Raw genomic sequence first — 19,421 nt, 5'->3', positions numbered from 1 at the left:
CTCTTCAGGGCGCTCTAGTGGGGCGTCTCACACTGGAGCCCGGCGTCTCGTCCGCCTCGAACAAGTGCAAAGATGGAGCCCGGCAGGACAGGGCCCCACCGAAGGGCCGAAGCATCAAGCGGCCGGACACCAGCCGCCTGCCGGTCATCGGAGACCGGCGTACGGCGCACATGCATGGAGGACGTGACGTGGCGAACGACGCCAGCACCGTTTTCGACCTAGTGATCCTCGGCGGTGGTAGCGGTGGTTACGCCGCGGCCCTGCGCGGGGCGCAGCTGGGCCTGGACGTCGCCCTGATCGAGAAGGACAAGGTCGGCGGCACCTGCCTGCACCGGGGTTGCATCCCCACCAAGGCCCTGCTGCACGCGGGCGAGATCGCCGACCAGGCCCGCGAGAGCGAGCAGTTCGGCGTCAAGGCCACCTTCGAGGGCATCGACATCGCCGGGGTCCACAAGTACAAGGACGGCGTGATCGCCGGCCTGTACAAGGGCCTGCAGGGTCTCGTCGCCTCCCGCAAGGTGACCTACATCGAGGGTGAGGGCCGGCTGTCCTCCCCGACCTCCGTCGACGTGAACGGCCAGCGCATCCAGGGCCGCCACATCCTGCTGGCGACCGGCTCCGTGCCGAAGTCGCTGCCGGGCCTGGAGATCGACGGCAACCGCATCATCTCCTCCGACCACGCCCTCGTCCTGGACCGCGTGCCGCAGTCCGCGATCATCCTGGGCGGCGGTGTCATCGGCGTCGAGTTCGCCTCGGCGTGGAAGTCCTTCGGCGCCGACGTCACGGTCATCGAGGGCCTGAAGCACCTCGTCCCGGTCGAGGACGAGAACAGCTCGAAGCTTCTTGAGCGCGCGTTCCGCAAGCGCGGCATCAAGTTCAACCTCGGCACCTTCTTCCAGAAGGCCGAGTACACCCAGGACGGCGTGAAGGTCACCCTCGCCGACGGCAAGGAGTTCGAGGCCGAGGTCCTGCTCGTCGCCGTCGGCCGTGGCCCGGTCTCCCAGGGCCTGGGCTACGAGGAGCAGGGCGTCGCCATGGACCGCGGTTACGTCCTGGTCGACGAGTACATGCGGACCAATGTCCCGACCATCTCCGCCGTCGGTGACCTGGTCCCGACGCTCCAGCTCGCGCACGTCGGCTTCGCCGAGGGCATCCTGGTGGCGGAGCGTCTGGCCGGTCTGAAGACCGTCCCGATCGACTACGACGGTGTCCCGCGGGTGACGTACTGCCACCCGGAGGTCGCCTCCGTCGGTATCACCGAGGCCAAGGCCAAGGAGATCTACGGCGCGGACAAGGTCGTCGCTCTGAAGTACAACCTGGCGGGCAACGGAAAGAGCAAGATCCTCAACACCGCGGGCGAGATCAAGCTCGTCCAGGTGAAGGACGGTGCCGTGGTCGGCGTCCACATGGTCGGCGACCGCATGGGCGAGCAGGTCGGCGAGGCCCAGCTGATCTACAACTGGGAGGCGCTGCCGGCCGAGGTCGCCCAGCTCATCCACGCCCACCCGACGCAGAACGAGGCGCTCGGCGAGGCACACCTGGCGCTGGCCGGCAAGCCGCTGCACGCCCACGACTGAGCCTTCCGGCAACGGGCGCGACGACACAGACTTCCGCAATTCGTTAGGAGCAACCGAAACCATGGCGGTTTCCGTAACCCTTCCGGCGCTCGGCGAGAGCGTCACCGAGGGCACTGTCACCCGCTGGCTGAAGGCCGAGGGCGAGCGCGTCGAGGCCGACGAGCCGCTGCTCGAGGTCTCGACCGACAAGGTCGACACCGAGATCCCCTCCCCCGCCGCCGGTGTGCTGGCCTCCATCAAGGTCGCCGAGGACGAGACCGTCGAGGTCGGCGCCGAGCTGGCCGTGATCGACGACGGCACGGGTGCGCCCGCTGCCGCTCCGGCCCCCGCGGCCGCCGAGGCTCCGGCCCCGGCCGCTCCGGTGGCGGAGGCCCCGGCCCCCGCCCCGGCCCCCGAGGCCCCGGCCGCCCCCGCCGCTGCGGCCGGTGGCGCCCAGGGCACCGACGTGGTCCTGCCCGCGCTCGGTGAGTCCGTCACCGAGGGCACCGTCACCCGCTGGCTGAAGTCGGTCGGTGACTCCGTCGAGGCCGACGAGCCGCTGCTCGAGGTCTCCACGGACAAGGTCGACACCGAGATCCCGGCGCCCGCCTCCGGCGTGCTGCTCGAGATCGTGGTCGGCGAGGACGAGACCGCCGAGGTCGGCGCCAAGCTCGCCGTCATCGGCGCCCCCGGTGCCGCCCCGGCCGCCGCTCCGGCTCCGGCCGCCCCGGCTCCCGCCGCCGCCGCCCCGGCTCCGGCCCCGGCCGCTCCGGCTGCCCCGGCCGCCGCCGCTCCGGCCCCGGCCCAGCCCGCGGCTCCGGCCCCCGCGCCGGCCGCTCCGGCTCCGGTGACCCCGGCCACCGCGCCGACCGCGCCGACCGCCACCCAGGCGACCGACGAGGGCGCCTACGTCACCCCGCTGGTGCGCAAGCTCGCCGCCGAGAACGGCGTCGACCTGGCCACCGTCAAGGGCACCGGCGTCGGCGGCCGCATCCGCAAGCAGGACGTCCTCGCCGCCGCCGAGGCCGCCAAGGCCGCCGCGGCTCCGGCTCCGGCCGCTGCCGCCGCTCCGGCCAGGAAGGCCCCGGCGCTCGAGGTCTCCCCGCTGCGCGGCCAGACCGTGAAGATGCCGCGGATCCGCAAGGTCATCGGCGACAACATGGTCAAGGCGCTGCACGAGCAGGCCCAGCTGTCGTCGGTCGTCGAGGTCGACGTCACGCGCCTGATGCGCCTGCGCGCCCAGGCCAAGGACTCCTTCGCCGCGCGCGAGGGCGTCAAGCTCTCCCCGATGCCGTTCTTCGTGAAGGCGGCGGCCCAGGCGCTGAAGGCCCACCCGGTCATCAACGCCAAGATCAACGAGGCCGAGGGCACGATCACCTACTTCGACTCCGAGAACGTCGGAATCGCGGTGGACTCCGAGAAGGGCCTGATGACCCCGGTCATCAAGCACGCGGGCGACCTCAACATCGCCGGCATCGCCAAGGCCACGGCGGAGCTGGCGGGCAAGGTCCGCGCCAACAAGATCACCCCGGACGAGCTGTCCGGTGCGACCTTCACCATCTCCAACACCGGTTCGCGTGGCGCGCTGTTCGACACGATCATCGTGCCGCCGGGCCAGGTCGCGATCCTCGGCATCGGTGCCACGGTCAAGCGTCCGGCCGTCATCGAGACCGAGGAGGGCACGGTCATCGGCGTCCGCGACATGACGTACCTGACCCTCTCCTACGACCACCGCCTGGTCGACGGCGCCGACGCGGCCCGTTACCTGACGGCGGTCAAGGCGATCCTGGAAGCGGGCGAGTTCGAGGTCGAGCTGGGCCTCTGAGCCCCCTCCGCGCAGGTAGTACGGCGCCCCGCCCGGGATTCTCCGGGCGGGGCGCCGCCTTTTGGGCGGGACCGGGCCGCCCGGCGCACCCGCCCGGCCTCACTCCGTGTAAGCCTCGTCTCACCTGCACCAAAGCACCCCCACGCGCCCCTCCAAGCGGAGCGTCCGGCCTTATTGTCTAAACGTCAGCCCTCCCTAAGGAGTTCTCATGACCGCGCCCGTCGTCCACTCGCTGCGCGAGCAGATCCGCGAGCACATCGTGGAGGGGATCGTCAGCGGGCGCTGGCAGCCGGGCGAGCGGATCGTGGAGCGCCGGATCGCCACGGAGCTGGAGGTCAGCCAGACCCCGGTCCGCGAGGCCCTGCGCGAGCTGGAGTCCCTGCGGCTGATCGAGTCCGCGCCGAACAAGGGCGTCCGCGTGCGGAACCTGACCGCGGCCGACCTGGAGGAGAGCTACCCGGTGCGCGCCGGCCTGGAGGCCATCGCGGCGGAGCTGGCCGCCGACCGCCTCGCGCAGGACTGCTCGGCGCTGGAGCCGCACGTGCTGGCCCTGTACGAGGCCGACCGCGAGGCCGACGGGACGGCGCAGGTCCGCCACACGGTCGGCTTCCACCGCGAACTGGTGCGCGCCGCGGACAACTCGGTGCTGCTGCACACGTGGGAGGGCCTGGGCATCGAGGTCTTCACGGCGCTGTCGATCCGCTGGCTGGGCACCGTCCAGCAGTCGTACGCGGAGGAGCACGAGGAGCTGGTGCAGGCGTTCAAGCGCCGGGATCCGCGGATCGCCGAACTGGTGAAGGCGCACGTACTGGGCTGCGCGCCCCGCCCTTGATTCAGTCGAGCATCCCCACGCTCACCTGCGAAAACCCTGGAAAATCACGGCACCGGGTGCCCACTTCGCAGGCACCCGGTGCCTACTTTCTCCAAATCAAGAGATTTTGACCCTCAACCCTTTGATCGATCATCGATCAGGGAGTTACAGTCGCCGACGGACTTCCACCGAAGTCCGCCTGCCCTGTCCTGCCAAAGACCAAGGGCACCCCCGAACCCTTACCGATGAGGGAACCCCCTTCGACTGAGGAAGGCGGCGACATGACCGACCCCAACGCCATCCAGCCGAGCGCGCTCGACCAGCTCCCGGACCGCGACCCCGAGGAGACCGCCGAATGGCAGGCCTCTCTCGACGCCGTCGCGAGGGAGGCCGGGCCGCACCGCGCCGCATACCTGATGCGCCGCACGCTGGAGCGCGCCGAGGCGGGCGGCATCGCGCTGCCGAAGCTCCTCGAGACGGACTACGTCAACACCATCCCCACCTCCGCCGAGCCGGGCCTGCCCGGTGACCCGGAGATGGAGGCCCGGATCACCGCATGGAACCGCTGGAACGCGGCCGCGATGGTGACCCGCGGCTCGAAGTACGGCGTCGGCGGCCACATCGCCACCTTCGCCTCCGCGGCCTGGCTGTACGAGACCGGCTTCAACCACTTCTTCAAGGGCAAGGAGGGCGACGGCTCCGGCGACCAGCTGTACATCCAGGGCCACGCCTCCCCCGGCATCTACGCCCGCGCCTTCCTCGACGGCCGCCTGAACGAGGCGCACCTCGACAACTTCCGCCAGGAGGCCGGCGGCAACGGCCTGCCGTCGTACCCGCACCCGCGCCGCCTCCCCTGGCTGTGGGAGTTCCCCACGGTGTCGATGGGTCTCGGCCCCCTCTCGGCCATCTACCAGGCGCGCTTCAACCGCTACCTCACCAACCGCGGCATCAAGGACCTCTCCGCGTCCCACGTCTGGGCCTTCCTGGGCGACGGCGAGATGGACGAGCCGGAGTCGACCGCCGCGATCGCGCTCGCCGCCCGTGAGGAGCTGGACAACCTCACCTTCGTCATCAACTGCAACCTGCAGCGCCTGGACGGCCCGGTCCGCGCCAACTTCAAGATCGTGCAGGAGCTGGAGGCCCAGTTCCGCGGCGCCGGCTGGAACGTCGTCAAGACGCTGTGGGGCACCGCCTGGGACGAGCTGTTCGCCCTCGACGCCACCGGCGCGCTGGTACGCCGCCTGCGCGAGGTACCGGACGCGCAGATCCAGACCTACCAGACCCGGGGCGCCGCCTACATCCGCGAGGACTTCTTCGGCAAGGACCCGGCGCTCGCCGAGATGGCGAAGCTGCTGAGCGACGACAAGATCCTCGAGTGCTTCCACCTCTCCCGCGGTGGTCACGAGGCCCGCAAGGTCTACGCCGCGTACAAGGCCGCCGTCGAGCACAAGGGCGCGCCGACCGTGATCCTGGCCCAGACGGTCAAGGGCCACACCCTCGGCGAGGGCTTCGCGTCGAAGAACGCCAACCACCAGATGAAGAAGCTGACGGTGGACGAGTTCAAGACGATGCGCGACCTGCTGGAGCTGCCGATCAAGGACAGCGACTTCACCGACGGCGTCGTCCCCTACGGCCACCCGGGTGCCGACTCCCCCGAGGTCCGGTACCTTCAGGAGCGCCGTGCGGCCCTCGGCGGCCCGGCCCCGGCCCGCCGCACGCACGCACTGGCCCCGCTGCCCGCTCCCGCGGAGAAGGCCTTCGCCTCCTTCGACAAGGGCTCCGGCTCCCAGAACGTGGCCACCACCATGGCCTTCGTCCGCCTGGTCAAGGACCTGGTCCGCGACAAGGAGACGGGCAAGCGCTGGGTGCCGATCGTCCCCGACGAGGCGCGCACCTTCGGCATGGAGTCGCTCTTCCCGTCCCTCGGCATCTACTCGCCCAAGGGCCAGACGTACGAGCCGGTCGACCGCGACCAGCTGATGTACTACAAGGAGGCCAAGAACGGCCAGATCCTCAACGAGGGGATCACCGAGGCCGGTTCGATGGCCGACTTCATCGCCGCGTCCACCGCGTACGCCACGCACGGCGAGGCGATGATCCCCTTCTACATCTTCTACTCGATGTTCGGCTGGCAGCGCACGGCCGACCAGATGTGGCAGCTCGGCGACCAGCTCGGCCGCGGCTTCCTCGTCGGCGCGACGGCGGGCCGTACGACCCTGACGGGCGAGGGCCTCCAGCACGCCGACGGCCACTCCCCGGTGATCGCGGCCACCAACCCGGCCGCCCTCTCCTACGACCCGGCCTTCGCCTACGAGATCGCGGTCATCGTCCGTGAGGGTCTGCGCCGGATGTACGGCGAGGCCGCGGAGGGCGAGGACCAGAACGTCTTCTACTACCTGACGGTCTACAACGAGCCGCTGCCGCAGCCGGCCAAGCCGCAGGGCCTGGGCATCGACGAGGGCATCGTCAAGGGCCTGTACCGCTTCAACACGGCGGAGTCCGCGGGCGTGTCCGCCCCGGCCAACGCCGCGCGGATCCAGCTGCTCGGCTCCGGTACGGCGATCCACTGGGCCCTGCAGGCGCAGAGGCTGCTCGCCGAGGAGTGGGGCGTGGCCGCCGACGTGTGGTCGGCGACCTCCTGGACGGAGCTGCGCCGCGACGCGCTCGAGGCCGACGCGGCCCTGCTGCGCGGCGAGGAGCGCGTGCCGTACGTCCGCCAGGCGCTGCAGGGCGCCGAGGGCCCGGTGCTGGCCGTCTCCGACTACATGCGCCAGGTCCCGGACCAGATCGCGCAGTGGGTCGAGCAGGACTGGTCCTCGCTGGGCGCCGACGGCTTCGGTCTGTCGGACACCCGTGAGGCCGCCCGCCGCCACTTCGGCGTCGACGCCGAGTCGATCGTCGTCGCGGCCCTGGCCCAGCTGGCCCGGCGCGGCGAGGTCAAGGCGACCGCGGTGAAGGAAGCCCGCGAGAAGTACGGCCTGTAGCCGCAGGCCGGTCCGCCGGCAGTCAGGAGGCCCCCGCTTCGGCGGGGGCCTCCTGCATGATGTGGGCATGCGCGCCGCACGTCTGATCAAGATGGTTCTGCTCCTCCAGTCCCGGCCCGCCATGACCGCCGCCGAACTCGCCCGGGAGCTGGAGGTCTCGGAGCGGACGGTCACCCGGGACGCGCAGGCGCTGTCGGAGGCGGGGGTGCCGGTCTATGCCGACCGGGGGCGGGCCGGGGGGTACCGGCTGGTCGGCGGATACCGGACGCGGCTGACGGGGCTGGACCGTGGCGAGGCGGAGGCGTTGTTCCTGAGCGGGGTGCCGGGCGCGCTCCGGGAGATGGGGCTGGAGGACGCCGCCTCGGCGGCCCGGCTGAAGGTGTCGGCCGCGCTGCTGCCCTCCCTGCGGGACGCCCCGGACAGCGCCGCCCGGCGTTTCCATCTGGACGCGCCCGCCTGGTTCCGGGAGCCGGAGACGCCCGCGCTGCTGCCCGTGCTCGCCGAGGCGGTGTGGGCGGACAGACGCGTCCTCGCGCGTTACCGGCGCCCGGGCGCGGAGCCGGAGGCGGCGGCCGGGACGCCCCGCGGGCGGAGCGCCCGGGATGGCGGCGGCGAGGTGGAGCGGACGCTGGAGCCGTACGGTCTCGTGCTGAAGGCGGGTGTCTGGTACCTGTGCGCGCGGGCGGCCGGCGGCGGCTCGTTCCGGACGTACCGGATCGACCGGTTCACCGGGCTGGAGCCCCTCGACGAGCGCTTCGGCCGCGACCCGGACTTCGATCTGCCCGGACACTGGGCGGCGCAGTCCGAGCGGTTCGCGCGGTCGATCCTGCGTGCCGAGGTCGTCGTACGGCTGTCCCCTGAGGGTGTGCGCAGGCTGCCGCACGCCGTCGATCCGCTGTCCGCGCGCGAGGCGCTCGCCGGGGCGGGCGAGCCGGATGCCGGGGGATGGGTGACGGTGACCCTGCCGGTGGAGTCGGAGCAGGTCGCGCACACCCAGCTGACCGCGCTCGGCCCGGAGGCCGAGGTGCTGGCACCGGCGGGCCTGCGGGAGCGGTTCGCCGCGGACGCGGACCGGATCGCGGCGCTGTACCGGGGCACGGGCGCCGGGTGACGAGACGCCGGTAACGATCCGCGGTACTCCGCGTGCGGCCCACCGGCTGAGGCCCGATGCTGGTGCCGTGATGGACGAGACGGAGTTCTGGGAGCTGATCGACGCCACCCGCGCGGCCGCCGGGGGCGATCCCGAGGAGCAGGCCGACCTGCTGGTGGAGCGGCTGCTCCGGCTGGACCCCGACCTGGTCCTGGACTTCGCCCGTCACTTCGAGGCCCGCTACAACCGGGCCTACCGCTGGGATCTGTGGGGCGCCGCCTGGGTGCTGCTGGACGGCTGCAGCGACGACGCGTTCGACTTCTTCCGGTGCTGGCTGATCGGCCAGGGCCGGGAGGTCTTCGAGGGCGCCCTGCACGATCCGGACTCCCTGGCCGAGCTGCTGGACGAGTTCGACGAGGAGATCGACGGCGACGGCGAGGACCTGGGGTACGCGGCGGACGAGGCCTACGAGCAGCTGACCGGCACCGTGGCGCCCGACCTGGGCATCGCCCCGGCGCCCGCCGAGCCGGAGGGCACGCCGCTGGACTTCGAGAAGGAGCGGGCGCTCGCGGAGCGGTATCCCCGGCTGTGGGCACGTTTCAAGGAGTGACCGCCGGCCTCATGCCGTGGTGCCGCGGCCGGTGTCCGCCGGCAGGCGGACCGCGTCGGCGTGGGCCGGGTCGGCCCGTGCCGCGTGGTGCAGGCGGACGCGGTGGCCGCGGCCGGGCCGAGGACGACGGTCGCGACCGCGCAGACCACCGCCCAGGGGCCGCGCGCGGTCCGGGTCCGGCCGGCCCGCTCACGGGCGGACTCGATTCGGCTGCTGTTCATCGGTCCCCGCCTCCGGTCGGCTTGTGTCGTCCCCGACCGTAGGGGGCGGGGCTCGGAGCGGGCTGCGTGCCGCCTAGGGGGTTCCTGTGGGCGTCCGGCCCTGCAGCCGGGCCGCGGCCGCCCGGATCTCGGGGAGGCGGGCGGTGAGGGACGCGCCGGGGCAGCTGGTCCTGAAGCCGTCGCCGTGACCGGCCACCACGGGCAGGGTGACGGTGGTGCCCGCCTTGTAGCGGCTGAGGCCGTTGCTGGAGACCAGGCGGACCCGGGCCTGCGGGTCGACGCCGGCGAGGCCGAGCTTCCACGCGGTCAGGGCGGCGATGGCGTCGGTCATGGCCCGGGGCACGGGAACGCCGGCGGTGAAGGTGCCGAGGGCGGCGATGCCGGCGGTGCGGTGGTTGAAGCCCTGGGTGTGGGCGCCGGTCACGGGCCGGTCGACGCCTCCGGCGCGGCCCTCGTAGATATGGCCGCAGCGGTCGACGAGGAAGTTGTAGCCGATGTCGTCCCAGCGGCGGGCGCCGGTCTGGCCCGCGTACAGGTGGCGGATGATGCGGGGCGCGTCGGCGCAGTCGTAGCCGTTGGGCGAGTCGGTGTGGTGCAGGAAGACCGCGGTCACCCGGTCGTCGTAGCGCGGGGGCGGCTGGGTGTGCCCGGTGGTGCGGTCCAGCCAGGCCGAGCGGGGCAGGATGGGCGGCCGGGCGGCGCGGTGGGCGGCCGGGGGCCGGGCCGCGGCGAGGCGGTCGGACCGGGCGGCGGCGGAACGCTCCACGCCGCGGGCGCACAGGGCCAGCGCGAGGCAGGCCAGCAGGCCGGGCAGGCAGCCGAGCAGCACCAGCAGGGTGCCCGGGACCTGCACGCCTCGTAGTTTCGGCGGCCCCGGCGCTCTTCGGACGACACGCATGATCCCACTCTCGGGGTGTCGCGCCCCGACCGCGATGTGCACTGTGCCACCTGGTGGAACCATCGTCCTGGTCCGGGACGTTTCTGGGGGTACACGCACACGTGGCCGGTTCGCCGCCCGGTGGCCGCTCGCGTGCGTGTGACTGATCAACGGACCCGCCCCGTCCGTACTGAGGGGTCCGAGAGAAAGGCGGCTCCGTGGACCTGCTCGACCTGGTGCTTGTGCTGGTGATGCTCGTCTACGCGGTGTCGGGTTACCGGCGCGGGCTGGTGGCCGGATGCGTGTCCCTGGCCGGGTTCGTCGGCGGTGCGGTCGTCGGTGTGTGGGTGCTGCCGTGGGTGACGGGTCTGGTGGAGCGCGGCTCGGCGCAGGCGACGGTGCTCGCGGTGCTGACGGTGCTGGTGCCGGCGGCGGTGGGGCACGAGCTGGCGGGCCGGCTGGCGCTGCGGCTGCGCGGCGAGCTGGACCGGGGACCGCTGCGGGTGGCGGACGGGATCGGGGGTGCGGCGGCCAACTCGGTCGCGGTGCTGATCGTGGCGTGGGTGGCGGCGAGCGTGCTGGGCGCGGCCCCGTCGCAGACCATGACGACGGCGATCCGGAACTCGGCGCTGCTGGGCACGGTGCAGCAGGCGATGCCGCAGACCACGCCCGCGTGGTTCTCGCGGGCCACGTCGGCGCTGACCGAGGCGGGTTTCCCGCAGGTCTTCAACCCGTTCGAGAACGAGTCGACGGCCCGGGTGGCCCGGCCCACCGGCGACAGCGTCACTCCGGCCGCGGCGAACGCCGCCAGGCTGAGCACGGTGAAGATCGAGGGCGCCTCGGGCACCGAGGGCCGGGAGGGCAGCGGCTTCGTGTACGCCGCGCGGCATGTGATGACCAACGCGCACGTGGTGGCGGGCATCGACCGGCCGAGCGTGCGGGTGGGCGGGGTCGGGCGGCCGTACGAGGCCCGGGTGGTGCTCTTCGACCCCGAGCGGGACGTGGCGGTGCTGTACGTGCCGCAGCTGCGTGCCCCGCGCTTGCGGTTCGACACGAGTGCGGTCCGCGGGGACTCGGCGGTGGTGGCGGGCTATCCGCAGGACGGGAACCTGAACCTGCAGGCGGCGACGGTGGCGAACCGGGTGCGGGCGACCGGCCGGGACATCTACAACGACCGCGCGGTCACCCGGGAGATCTACTCGATCCGCTCCACGGTACGGCCGGGCAACTCCGGCGGCCCGCTGCTGACCACGGACGGCAAGGTGTTCGGGGTGGTCTTCGCCCGCTCCACCTCCGACGCCGAGACGGGGTACGTGCTGACGGCCTCCGAGGTGGCGGGCGACGCCCGGCGCGCGGCCCTGGAGACGGCGGCGGTGGACACGGGCGAACTGGTCGACTCCTAGGGCCGGCGGTCGGGGCCGGCCGGCGACGGCCCCTGCACGGGGTTCACAGCCGACGGCCCATGAGGACGTCGTCGACGTACCGGCCGTCCAGGTGGAACTCCTCGGGCAGCACGCCCTCGACGGCGAAGCCCTCGGACGCGTAGAGCGTGCGGGCCGGCGCGTTGTGGCCGAGGACGCGCAGGGTCAGGCGCCGCGCACCGCGCCGGCGTGCCTCCTCGACGGCGGCCCGGACCAGCGCGCGCCCGACGCCCCGCCCGCGCGCCTTCTCGGCGACGGCGAGGCCCTGGACGGCGAGGACGTGCGCGTTCGAGGCGAGCGGGGTCGGGTGGGCGAGGCGGATGTAGCCGACGACGTGCCCGTCGCTCTCGGCGACCAGGTGGTCGTCCGGGCTGTGGCGCTCGTCGAAGAAGGGGTCGTACGGCGGCTGCGGCTCGGGCATCACCGCGTGCAGGGTGGACCAGGTGGCACGGTCGAGGACGGACAGTTCCGCGTCGTCGTCGAGGCGGGCGGTGCGTATGTGCGGCTCCGGCATGACGATCACCCTACGGCGGGCTCGGCCGGGGTCCCAGCGCGTTGCGTCCCGCCCGTGCCGTCATGCTGGGGTCATGGAACGTTCGCGAATCGCGGTGGCCGGTGCCTCCGGTCTGATCGGCAGCGCTCTGGTGCGGTCCCTGACCGCGGACGGGCACGAGGTGGTGCGTCTGGTGCGCCGGGCGCCCCGGGGCCCGGACGAGGTCCGCTGGGACCCCGCTCGGCAGTACGTGGACGCGGCCGGGCTGATCGGCTGTGACGTGGTGGTCAACCTGGCCGGGGCCGGGGTGGGCGACCGGCGCTGGACTCCGGAGTACAAACGGCTGATCCGGGACAGCCGGGTGCTGGGCACGGCCGCGCTGGCCGAGGCGGCGGCCACGCTGCCGGAGCCGCCCCGGGTGTTCCTGAACGGCAGCGCGATCGGCTTCTACGGGGAGACCGGCGACCGGGTGGTGGACGAGAGCGCCCCGCCGGGTGACGGGTTCCTGCCGAGGCTGTGCGTGGAGTGGGAGGAGGCGGCGGCGCCCGTTCAGGAGGCGGGCGTACGGACGGTGTTCCTGCGCACCGGGCTGGTCGTGGCGCGGGGCGGTGGGGCCTGGGGGCGGCTGTTCCCGCTGTTCCGGGCGGGGCTCGGGGGGCGTCTGGGCGACGGCCGGCAGTTCTGGTCGTACATCGCGCTGCACGACGAGGTGGCCGCGATCCGGCATCTCGTCGACGGCGAGGCGCTGTCCGGGCCGTTCAATCTGACGGCGCCCCAGCCGCTGACGAACCGTGAGATCACCGAGGCGATGGCGCGGGTGCTGCACCGGCCGGCGCTGTTCCCGGTGCCCGCGCCGGTGCTGCGGAGGGTGCTGGGCGAGATGGCCGGGGATGTGCTGGGCAGTCAACGGGTGGTGCCCAGGCGGCTGCTGGAGTCCGGTTTCCGGTTCGCGTTTCCGGGCATCGAGGAAGCGGTACGGGCCGCCTGACGTACGCCAGGGATGTCCTGCGATCTCCTGAGATCTCTTGTGACCGTATGCGACCTCTATGCGACCGTGCCCTGCCGATGCGCGACTGTTCCTGACCAGTCGCGGCCCTAACCTCGAGCCGAACTCGGGTATCGCTGGAGCCCGTTGGGGGCATGACGTCTCCACCGGCCGCGCAACCACAGGAGGGGCCTCGTGCTTGAGCCCGTGTACCAGGTGGACGTCGTCATCGTGGGAGCAGGGATCGCCGGACTCTCGGCGGCTCACCGGCTGACCGGAGCAGGGATCACGACCGCGGTGCTGGAGGCCGCCCCCTACGTCGGCGGCCGTATGTCCACGGAGAAGGTCGACGGTTTCCGGCTCGACCGCATCGGACAGCTGCTGTCCACGTCCTACCCGGAACTGCGCCTGACCCCCGGCCTGGACGCCCTGACGCTGCGCCGCTTCGCGCCGGGCGTCCTGCTGCACCGCGACGGACGCAGCCAGCGCGCGGGCGCGCCGGCGGCCGGAGGGAGCGCAAGGGGCGCACGGGGCGCACTCCATGTGGTGCGCGCCCTCGCAAGCGCCCCCAGGGGGGCGGCGGCCACACCCGGCCGGACCGGTACGCCGATGGGCGGCGCGGTGGACCAGGCCCGGCTCGGCGCCGCGCTGGGTCGGATCGCGGCGACCCCCGTCGAACGCATCCTGGCCCGCCCCGAGATGCCCGCCGCCCAGGCCCTCGCCCGGCGCGGGGTGCCGGCCCGCACCATCGACGGCTTCCTGCGTCCGCTGCTCGCCGCGCTGCTGTGCGACCCGGAGCTGACCACCTCCAGCCGGTGTGCCGACCTGGCGCTGCGCGCCTTCGCGAGCGGGCGGCTGGGCGTGCCGGAGGGCGGCGCGGAGATGCTGCCGGAGCTGCTGGCCCGGGCGCTGCCGCCCGGCACCGTGCACACCGGGGTGCGGGTCACCTCCGTGTCCACGACCAAGGTGACCACCGCCGAGCACGGCGAGGTCCGCTGCCGGGCGGTGCTGCTGGCGACCGACGCGCGCGCCGCGGCGGAGCTGCTGCCGGGGCTCAGGGTGCCGGACTTCCACCCGGTGACCGTGGTGCACCACACCACCGACGACCCGGCGCCGGCCTTCTCGACCGGCACCTCCCTGCTGCTGGACGCCGACCGCGGCGGCCCGGTGGCGCACACGGCGGTGATCAGCAACGTGGACCCGAGCCGGGCGCCGGGCGGCCGGGTGCTGATCTCCTCGACGGTGCTGGGCACCCCGCCGGAGGCCGTGGACACGGCGGTCCGCATCCACCTCTCCCGGCTCTACGGCACCTCGACGCGCCGCTGGGAGACGCTGGCCGTCCACCACACGCCGGAGGCGGTCCCGACGATGCGTCCGCCGCACGATCTGCGCCGGCCGGTACGGCTGCTGGCCGGGCTGTACGTCTGCGGCGACCACCGGGACACCAGCACGGTCCAGGGCGCCCTGCACTCGGCCCACCGGGCCACCGCGGCGATCCTCGCGGACCTGGGCGCGGGCGGCTCGATGCACAGGGCCGAACCCGCGGGGACGTTGCCGAGGGCCGCCTGAGACCGACGGCGCCGCCGGCGGTGCCGGGGGCCGGGAGGGCGGACACCGCGACCCGCGCCCGGTTCCCCACCGCCGGCGACCGCCGGTGCGGTCCCCCGCTCAGCCCAGGGCCGCCACCTTCTCCCGGTAGCCGCGCACCGGTGCCGCGTCCCGGTAGGGCTCGAGGCGCCGTTCGAAGTCCTTGACGTACTCGATCGCGCGAGCGCTCCGCATCTCCACCGCCTGGCCGGCGGCTTCCGCCGCCAGCGCGCAGGCCTGGTCGAGTTCACCGAGGCCGAGGCGGGCGGTGGCGAGGACGATCCGGCAGAACAGGCGGCTGCGGGCGTAGGAGGGGGCGCGGAGCTGCAGGGAGCGCTCGGCGTGCTGGGCGGCGGCCCGGAACTGCTGCAGATCCCGGTGGCAGTGCCCCAGTTCGTCGGCGAGCTGGGCCTCGTCGAAGAACTTGGCCCAGTACGGCACGTCGTCCCCGGGCCGGGCCACCTCCAGGGCGCGCTCGGCCCGGACCAGCGCCGCTGTGCACGCCCGCACCTCGCCCAGGACCCCGTGCGCCCTCGCCTCGGACGCGTGCAGCAGCGCCTGGACCACCGGCGGGGCACCGGAGCCGACCCCCTGCTGCGCGACCCGGGCCAGCTGCACGGCCTCCCGGCCGTGGCCCAGATACACGGCCTGGCGGCTCATGGTGACCAGGACGTAGGAGCCGTAGGCCCGGTCGCCGGCCGCCTGGGCGAGCCGCAGGGCCTGGACGAAGTAGCGCTGGGCGAGTCCGTGCGCGGCGATGTCGTACGACGTCCAGCCCGCGAGCCGGGTCAGGTCGGAGGCGGCCGCGAACAGACGGCGGCCGGTCTGCTCGTCGTAGCTGCCGCGGAGCATCGGCTCGCACTCGTGCTCCAGGTAGCGCACCAGGGCCTGCCGGGCGTGACCGCCGCCGAACCGGTCGTCGAGGGTGCGGAACAGCTCGCCGACCGAGCGCAGCGCGGCGATGTCGCCGCCGGTGACCTTGTGTCCGGGGCCGCGGTCCGCGTGCCCGCGGACCCGCGGCGGGGGGACCGGCTGGGCCTTGGCCGCGCCGGGCCGGGCCTGCGCGGGCACCCGGGGGGCCGGTTCCCGGGCCACCTTGTCGTCCGACTTGCCGATCAGCCAGTCCCGGCTGGGCACGACGAGCCCCGCCGGGGTGAACGCGATCTTGCGCAGTTCGGCGTGGCTGCCGGAGTCCTTGCGCCACAGCCCGCTGACGATATCGACGGCCTCCTCCGGGGTGGCCGCGAACTCCAGCCCGGCGTACACCGGCGCACAGGCGTCCAGGCCGAGATCCTGGGCGGTGAGCCGGCGTCCGAGCCGGCGGGTGAACACCTCGGCGATCAGGGCGGGGGTCGTACCGCGCGGCTGCTGTCCGCGCAGCCAGCGGGTGACCGAGGTCTTGTCGTATCTGAGGTCCAGCCCGTGCTCGAGGCCGAGCTGGTCGACGCGACGAGCCAGACCCGCGTTGGAGAACCCCGCTTCTGCGATGAGCGCGGCGAGCTGGCGGTTGGGGGTGCGCTGCGCGGGTCGGTCCGTCATCTGCGGTGCGGTCTCCTGCCTTCCGGGCCTCTGAAGTGCCCGGATTGCCTTTGAGCAGCCCTTATGGCCTCACGAACGGCGCGAATGTAGCGGAGAGTGAGCAGACGATCGCAAACTTCCCCGTACATTCATCCGATCGTGTGAGGAACGCCCGCAGGGCTGACGTGAGCCGGCCGGACGTACAGTGGCGTGGGCGCGTTACGTGCCTGGCACACCGGTCGCTGAGGGAGGCGCTTGCCGTGAGTGAGTTGCGGTTCGTCCGCATGGGGTTCGGTGCGGATGCCGTCGAGTACCAGGAGGCCTGGGACGAGCAGCGCCGGGTGCACGCGGCCCGGTTCGCCGACGAGGTCCCGGACACCGTGCTGCTGCTGGAGCATCCCCCCGTGTACACGGCCGGCCGGCGCACCGACGACAGCGAGCGCCCGCTGGACGGCACCCCGGTCGTCGACGTGGACCGCGGCGGCAAGATCACCTGGCACGGCCCCGGCCAGTTGGTCGGCTACCCGATCCAGAAGCTCCCGCGCCCGGTGGACGTGGTCGCGCACCTGCGCCGCCTCGAAGAGGTCATGATCCGGGTCTGCGCGGAGTTCGGCGTCGAGACCAGCCGGGTGGAGGGCCGCGCGGGCGTGTGGGTCCTCGGCGACCCGGTGGAGCAGCGTCCGGCCCTCGGCGGACTCTCGCTCGACTTCGACCCCCGGCTCACCGACGAGGAGTTCGACCCGCGGCTGAACGGCCCCGAGTACGCCCCCTCCAACGCCGGCCAGCGCCGCGAGGACCGCAAGATCTGCGCCATGGGCATCCGGGTCGCCAAGGGCGTCACCATGCACGGCTTCGCGCTGAACGTGAATCCGGACACGTCCAGCTTCGACAAGATCATCCCCTGCGGCATCCGCGACGCGGGTGTGACCTCCCTCGCGCACGAGCTGGGCCGCGACGTGACCATCGCCGAGGTCCTGCCCGTGGCCGAACGGCACCTGAAGGACGTGCTGGAGAACGCGGACCTGAAGCCGCGGGTGATCGAGCCGGCCTCCGCCTGACCCGATCGGGGGAATGCACCCTGCGACGGCGAGGTTGGTCTCAGCGGCAGGGCGCAATTAACACGGGCGTAGGCTGGTCCACGCCGAAGAATCGAAGACTACGCAAGCAAACAGCAGGGAGCCGGTCGTGTCCGCAGTCGCACCCGACGGACGCAAGATGCTGCGCCTGGAGGTCCGCAACAGCCAGACCCCCATCGAGCGCAAGCCCGAGTGGATCAAGACCCGGGCGAAAATGGGCCCCGAGTACACGAAGATGCAGAACCTCGTGAAGAGCGAGGGCCTGCACACGGTCTGCCAGGAAGCCGGCTGCCCGAACATCTACGAGTGCTGGGAGGACCGCGAGGCGACCTTCCTCATCGGCGGCGACCAGTGCACCCGGCGCTGCGACTTCTGCCAGATCGACACCGGCAAGCCCGAGGCGCTGGACCGTGACGAGCCGCGCCGCGTCGGCGAGTCCGTGGTCACCATGGACCTGAACTACGCCACCATCACCGGCGTCGCCCGCGACGACCTGGAGGACGGCGGCGCCTGGCTGTACGCCGAGACCGTGCGCCAGATCCACCGGCAGACCGCGGACCGCGAGGGCGGCCGGACGAAGGTGGAGCTGCTGGCCCCCGACTTCAACGCGGTCCCCGAGCAGCTCGCGGAGGTCTTCTCCGCCCGCCCCGAGGTCTTCGCGCACAACGTCGAGACGGTCCCGCGGATCTTCAAGCGCATCCGCCCCGGCTTCCGCTACGAGCGCTCCCTGAAGGTCATCACCGAGGCCCGCGACTACGGCCTGGTCACCAAGTCCAACCTGATCCTCGGCATGGGCGAGACCCGCGAAGAGGTCAGCGAGGCGCTCAAGCAGCTGCACGACGCCGGCTGCGAGCTGGTCACCATCACCCAGTACCTGCGCCCCTCCGTCCGGCACCACCCGGTGGAGCGCTGGGTGAAGCCGCAGGAGTTCGTGGAGCTGAAGGAGGAGGCCGAGCAGATCGGCTTCTCCGGCGTGATGTCCGGTCCGCTGGTCCGCTCCTCGTACCGCGCCGGACGCCTGTACCAGATGGCGATCGAGAAGCGTGGTGCGTACATCGCGGTCCAGGCCGTGTGAGCCGAGCGTGTGAATTCGCGCACAAGTAATTACTGGCCAGTAATGGCCGAGACGACGCGGTCCCGACCGTCCTCGCTGATGAGGGCGACCCTCGGGGCCGCGTCGGCGTTTCACCGGCCCCATCAAGGCTTCATCAGCGTTTGACCGGTCGGTCACGCCCTGGTAACACCAATCAGTGACTCTGGTATCACGCCCCGTACATCACGAAGAGGGGGGACCCCGATCATGCAGGCCGCGCCCGTCCGCGCCACCGCCATCCCGTCCTTCACCGACGCCCTCCGTGCCGTCGAGTCCCTGCTCATGAGCGGCGGCCAGCGCACCGCCCGCCGCAACGCCTGGACCTCCGTCCTGGAGGACCGCCGCCGTGCCAAGGACCGGGTCGAGGCGCAGCGTGTCCTGGAGCGCGCCGCCACCCGCTCCTGACGCCCTTCCCGCCGGGCACTGCCGTCGTCGGCACTCCCGGAGCCACGTAGACTTCGTGGCATGGCGAGGAAGGAAACCGCGGCGGACGCCGCGAACGCAGGGCGACTGAAGCAGATCGCCCTTACGTACAAGATGACCCGCAAGGCCGACAAGAAGATCGGTCTTGTACTCGCGGCCGTCGGCATCGGCACCCTCGCTGTCTTCCTCGCGATCGGCTTCTTGATCGGCCACCCGATCTATCTGGGCATCTTCGGTCTGCTGATCGCCCTGCTGGCGACGGCGATCGTGTTCGGCCGCCGGGCCGAGCGGGCCGCCTTCGGCCAGATGGAGGGCCAGCCGGGTGCCGCGGCAGCCGTGCTGGACAACATCGGCCGGGGCTGGACGACCACCCCCGCGGTGGCGATGAACCGCAGCCAGGACGTGGTGCACCGGGCGGTCGGCAAGGCCGGCATCGTGCTGATCGCCGAGGGCAACCCGAACCGGGTGAAGAGCCTGCTGGCCGCCGAGAAGAAGAAGATGAGCCGTATCGTCGCGGACGTACCGGTGCACGACCTGATCGTCGGCACCGGCGAGGGCCAGGTCGAGCTGAAGAAGCTGCGCACGACCATGCTGAAGTTCCCGCGCGTGCTGACCGGCCCCCAGGTGACGGCCACCAACGACCGGCTGCGCGCCCTGGGCGACCTGATGAGCAACATGCCGCTGCCCAAGGGGCCCATGCCCAAGGGCATGCGGATGCCGAAGGGCCGCTGACCCCGGTATCGAAGACGTGGGGGGGGGGGGGGGGGGGGGGGGGGGGGGGGGGGGGGGGGGGGGGGGGGGGTGGTTGTGGGGGGGGGGGGGGAGGGGGAGGGGGAGGGGGGAGGGGGGGT

General features: G+C 72.7%; 16 protein-coding genes. 13 read left to right on the top strand and 3 right to left on the bottom strand.

All coding sequences use genetic code 11. The annotated features are described in order from the left end of the window. Nucleotides 1-188 precede the first annotated feature (188 nt). The 6 genes from lpdA (at nt 189) to ACZ5CW_RS39305 (ending at nt 8,876) form a co-directional block, all read left to right on the top strand. Entirely contained in the window at nt 189-1,577 is a 1,389-nt protein-coding gene (gene lpdA / locus ACZ5CW_RS39330) for a dihydrolipoyl dehydrogenase (RefSeq protein ID WP_468610299.1), read from the top strand. Between the two features lie 61 nt (nt 1,578-1,638). Beyond that, nucleotides 1,639-3,381, top strand: a complete 1,743-nt coding sequence (sucB, locus tag ACZ5CW_RS39325; protein ID WP_468610297.1) for a 2-oxoglutarate dehydrogenase, E2 component, dihydrolipoamide succinyltransferase — start codon at nt 1,639-1,641, stop codon at nt 3,379-3,381. Between the two features lie 208 nt (nt 3,382-3,589). After that, nucleotides 3,590-4,213 carry a GntR family transcriptional regulator gene (locus tag ACZ5CW_RS39320; protein WP_468610295.1) on the top strand — a complete coding sequence of 208 codons (624 nt, stop codon included), beginning with the start codon at nt 3,590-3,592 and terminating at the stop codon, nt 4,211-4,213. A 260-nt stretch (nt 4,214-4,473) separates the two neighbouring features. Beyond that, nucleotides 4,474-7,176 carry a pyruvate dehydrogenase (acetyl-transferring), homodimeric type gene (gene aceE, locus ACZ5CW_RS39315; protein WP_468610293.1) on the top strand — a complete coding sequence of 901 codons (2,703 nt, stop codon included), beginning with the start codon at nt 4,474-4,476 and terminating at the stop codon, nt 7,174-7,176. 67 nt (nt 7,177-7,243) lie between these two features. After that, a complete protein-coding gene (locus ACZ5CW_RS39310) occupies nt 7,244-8,287 on the top strand; it encodes a helix-turn-helix transcriptional regulator (protein ID WP_468610291.1) in 1,044 nt (347 codons plus the stop codon). Between the two features lie 70 nt (nt 8,288-8,357). After that, nucleotides 8,358-8,876: a DUF4240 domain-containing protein gene (locus ACZ5CW_RS39305; RefSeq protein WP_468610346.1), complete on the top strand. Its 519-nt coding sequence runs from the start codon at nt 8,358-8,360 to the stop codon at nt 8,874-8,876. Nucleotides 8,877-9,170: 294 nt separating this feature from the next. On the opposite strand, the gene ACZ5CW_RS39300 is transcribed toward ACZ5CW_RS39305, so the two are convergent. Continuing rightward, complete coding sequence (locus tag ACZ5CW_RS39300; RefSeq protein ID WP_468610289.1) at nt 9,171-9,950, bottom strand: peptidoglycan recognition protein family protein; 780 nt, start codon at nt 9,948-9,950, stop codon at nt 9,171-9,173. Between the two features lie 242 nt (nt 9,951-10,192). Between ACZ5CW_RS39300 and ACZ5CW_RS39295 the strand changes: the two genes are divergently transcribed. Then, the gene (locus tag ACZ5CW_RS39295; protein ID WP_468610287.1) at nt 10,193-11,377 is read left to right on the top strand and encodes a MarP family serine protease; all 1,185 of its coding nucleotides are present in this window, start codon (nt 10,193-10,195) and stop codon (nt 11,375-11,377) included. 43 nt (nt 11,378-11,420) lie between these two features. Here the strand turns inward: ACZ5CW_RS39295 and ACZ5CW_RS39290 are convergent, their stop codons facing one another. Next, the gene (locus ACZ5CW_RS39290) at nt 11,421-11,909 is read right to left on the bottom strand and encodes a GNAT family N-acetyltransferase (RefSeq protein ID WP_468610285.1); all 489 of its coding nucleotides are present in this window, start codon (nt 11,907-11,909) and stop codon (nt 11,421-11,423) included. 73 nt (nt 11,910-11,982) lie between these two features. Between ACZ5CW_RS39290 and ACZ5CW_RS39285 the strand changes: the two genes are divergently transcribed. Both ACZ5CW_RS39285 and ACZ5CW_RS39280 read left to right on the top strand, forming a co-directional pair. Next, nucleotides 11,983-12,876: a TIGR01777 family oxidoreductase gene (locus ACZ5CW_RS39285; RefSeq protein ID WP_468610283.1), complete on the top strand. Its 894-nt coding sequence runs from the start codon at nt 11,983-11,985 to the stop codon at nt 12,874-12,876. A 192-nt stretch (nt 12,877-13,068) separates the two neighbouring features. Further along, nucleotides 13,069-14,442 (top strand): NAD(P)/FAD-dependent oxidoreductase, encoded by a 1,374-nt coding sequence (locus tag ACZ5CW_RS39280; RefSeq protein WP_468610281.1) that lies wholly within the window; start codon nt 13,069-13,071, stop codon nt 14,440-14,442. 99 nt (nt 14,443-14,541) lie between these two features. Here ACZ5CW_RS39280 and ACZ5CW_RS39275 read toward each other — a convergent pair whose 3' ends face one another. Beyond that, nucleotides 14,542-15,999, bottom strand: a complete 1,458-nt coding sequence (locus tag ACZ5CW_RS39275) for a regulator (RefSeq protein ID WP_468610279.1) — start codon at nt 15,997-15,999, stop codon at nt 14,542-14,544. Nucleotides 16,000-16,238: 239 nt separating this feature from the next. On the opposite strand from ACZ5CW_RS39275, the gene lipB reads away from it, so the two are divergent. The 4 genes from lipB (at nt 16,239) to ACZ5CW_RS39255 (ending at nt 19,302) form a co-directional block, all read left to right on the top strand. Beyond that, on the top strand, nt 16,239-17,036 hold the full coding sequence (gene lipB / locus ACZ5CW_RS39270) for a lipoyl(octanoyl) transferase LipB (RefSeq protein ID WP_468610277.1): 798 nt from the start codon (nt 16,239-16,241) through the stop codon (nt 17,034-17,036). 127 nt (nt 17,037-17,163) lie between these two features. Continuing rightward, the gene (gene lipA / locus ACZ5CW_RS39265; protein WP_468610275.1) at nt 17,164-18,129 is read left to right on the top strand and encodes a lipoyl synthase; all 966 of its coding nucleotides are present in this window, start codon (nt 17,164-17,166) and stop codon (nt 18,127-18,129) included. Between the two features lie 225 nt (nt 18,130-18,354). Then, nucleotides 18,355-18,552 carry an SCO2195 family GlnR-regulated protein gene (locus tag ACZ5CW_RS39260; RefSeq protein ID WP_362679548.1) on the top strand — a complete coding sequence of 66 codons (198 nt, stop codon included), beginning with the start codon at nt 18,355-18,357 and terminating at the stop codon, nt 18,550-18,552. Nucleotides 18,553-18,612: 60 nt separating this feature from the next. Further along, entirely contained in the window at nt 18,613-19,302 is a 690-nt protein-coding gene (locus tag ACZ5CW_RS39255) for a DUF4191 domain-containing protein (RefSeq protein ID WP_468610273.1), read from the top strand. Nucleotides 19,303-19,421 lie beyond the last annotated feature (119 nt).

The sequence above is a fragment of the Streptomyces sp. NPDC031379 genome (assembly GCF_055569615.1).
This window is presented reverse-complemented; position numbering and strand designations above follow the sequence as displayed.

What these genes read in the sequence shown, in the direction of transcription:
- ACZ5CW_RS39275 (WP_468610279.1), bottom strand. Translation starts at nt 15,999, where the DNA reads ATGACGGACCGACCCGCGCAGCGCACCCCCAACCGCCAGCTCGCCGCG.
- ACZ5CW_RS39290 (WP_468610285.1), bottom strand. Translation starts at nt 11,909, where the DNA reads ATGCCGGAGCCGCACATACGCACCGCCCGCCTCGACGACGACGCGGAA.
- ACZ5CW_RS39310 (WP_468610291.1), top strand. Translation starts at nt 7,244, where the DNA reads ATGCGCGCCGCACGTCTGATCAAGATGGTTCTGCTCCTCCAGTCCCGG.
- sucB (WP_468610297.1), top strand. Translation starts at nt 1,639, where the DNA reads ATGGCGGTTTCCGTAACCCTTCCGGCGCTCGGCGAGAGCGTCACCGAG.
- ACZ5CW_RS39320 (WP_468610295.1), top strand. Translation starts at nt 3,590, where the DNA reads ATGACCGCGCCCGTCGTCCACTCGCTGCGCGAGCAGATCCGCGAGCAC.
- ACZ5CW_RS39260 (WP_362679548.1), top strand. Translation starts at nt 18,355, where the DNA reads ATGCAGGCCGCGCCCGTCCGCGCCACCGCCATCCCGTCCTTCACCGAC.
- ACZ5CW_RS39255 (WP_468610273.1), top strand. Translation starts at nt 18,613, where the DNA reads ATGGCGAGGAAGGAAACCGCGGCGGACGCCGCGAACGCAGGGCGACTG.
- aceE (WP_468610293.1), top strand. Translation starts at nt 4,474, where the DNA reads ATGACCGACCCCAACGCCATCCAGCCGAGCGCGCTCGACCAGCTCCCG.
- ACZ5CW_RS39305 (WP_468610346.1), top strand. Translation starts at nt 8,358, where the DNA reads ATGGACGAGACGGAGTTCTGGGAGCTGATCGACGCCACCCGCGCGGCC.
- ACZ5CW_RS39285 (WP_468610283.1), top strand. Translation starts at nt 11,983, where the DNA reads ATGGAACGTTCGCGAATCGCGGTGGCCGGTGCCTCCGGTCTGATCGGC.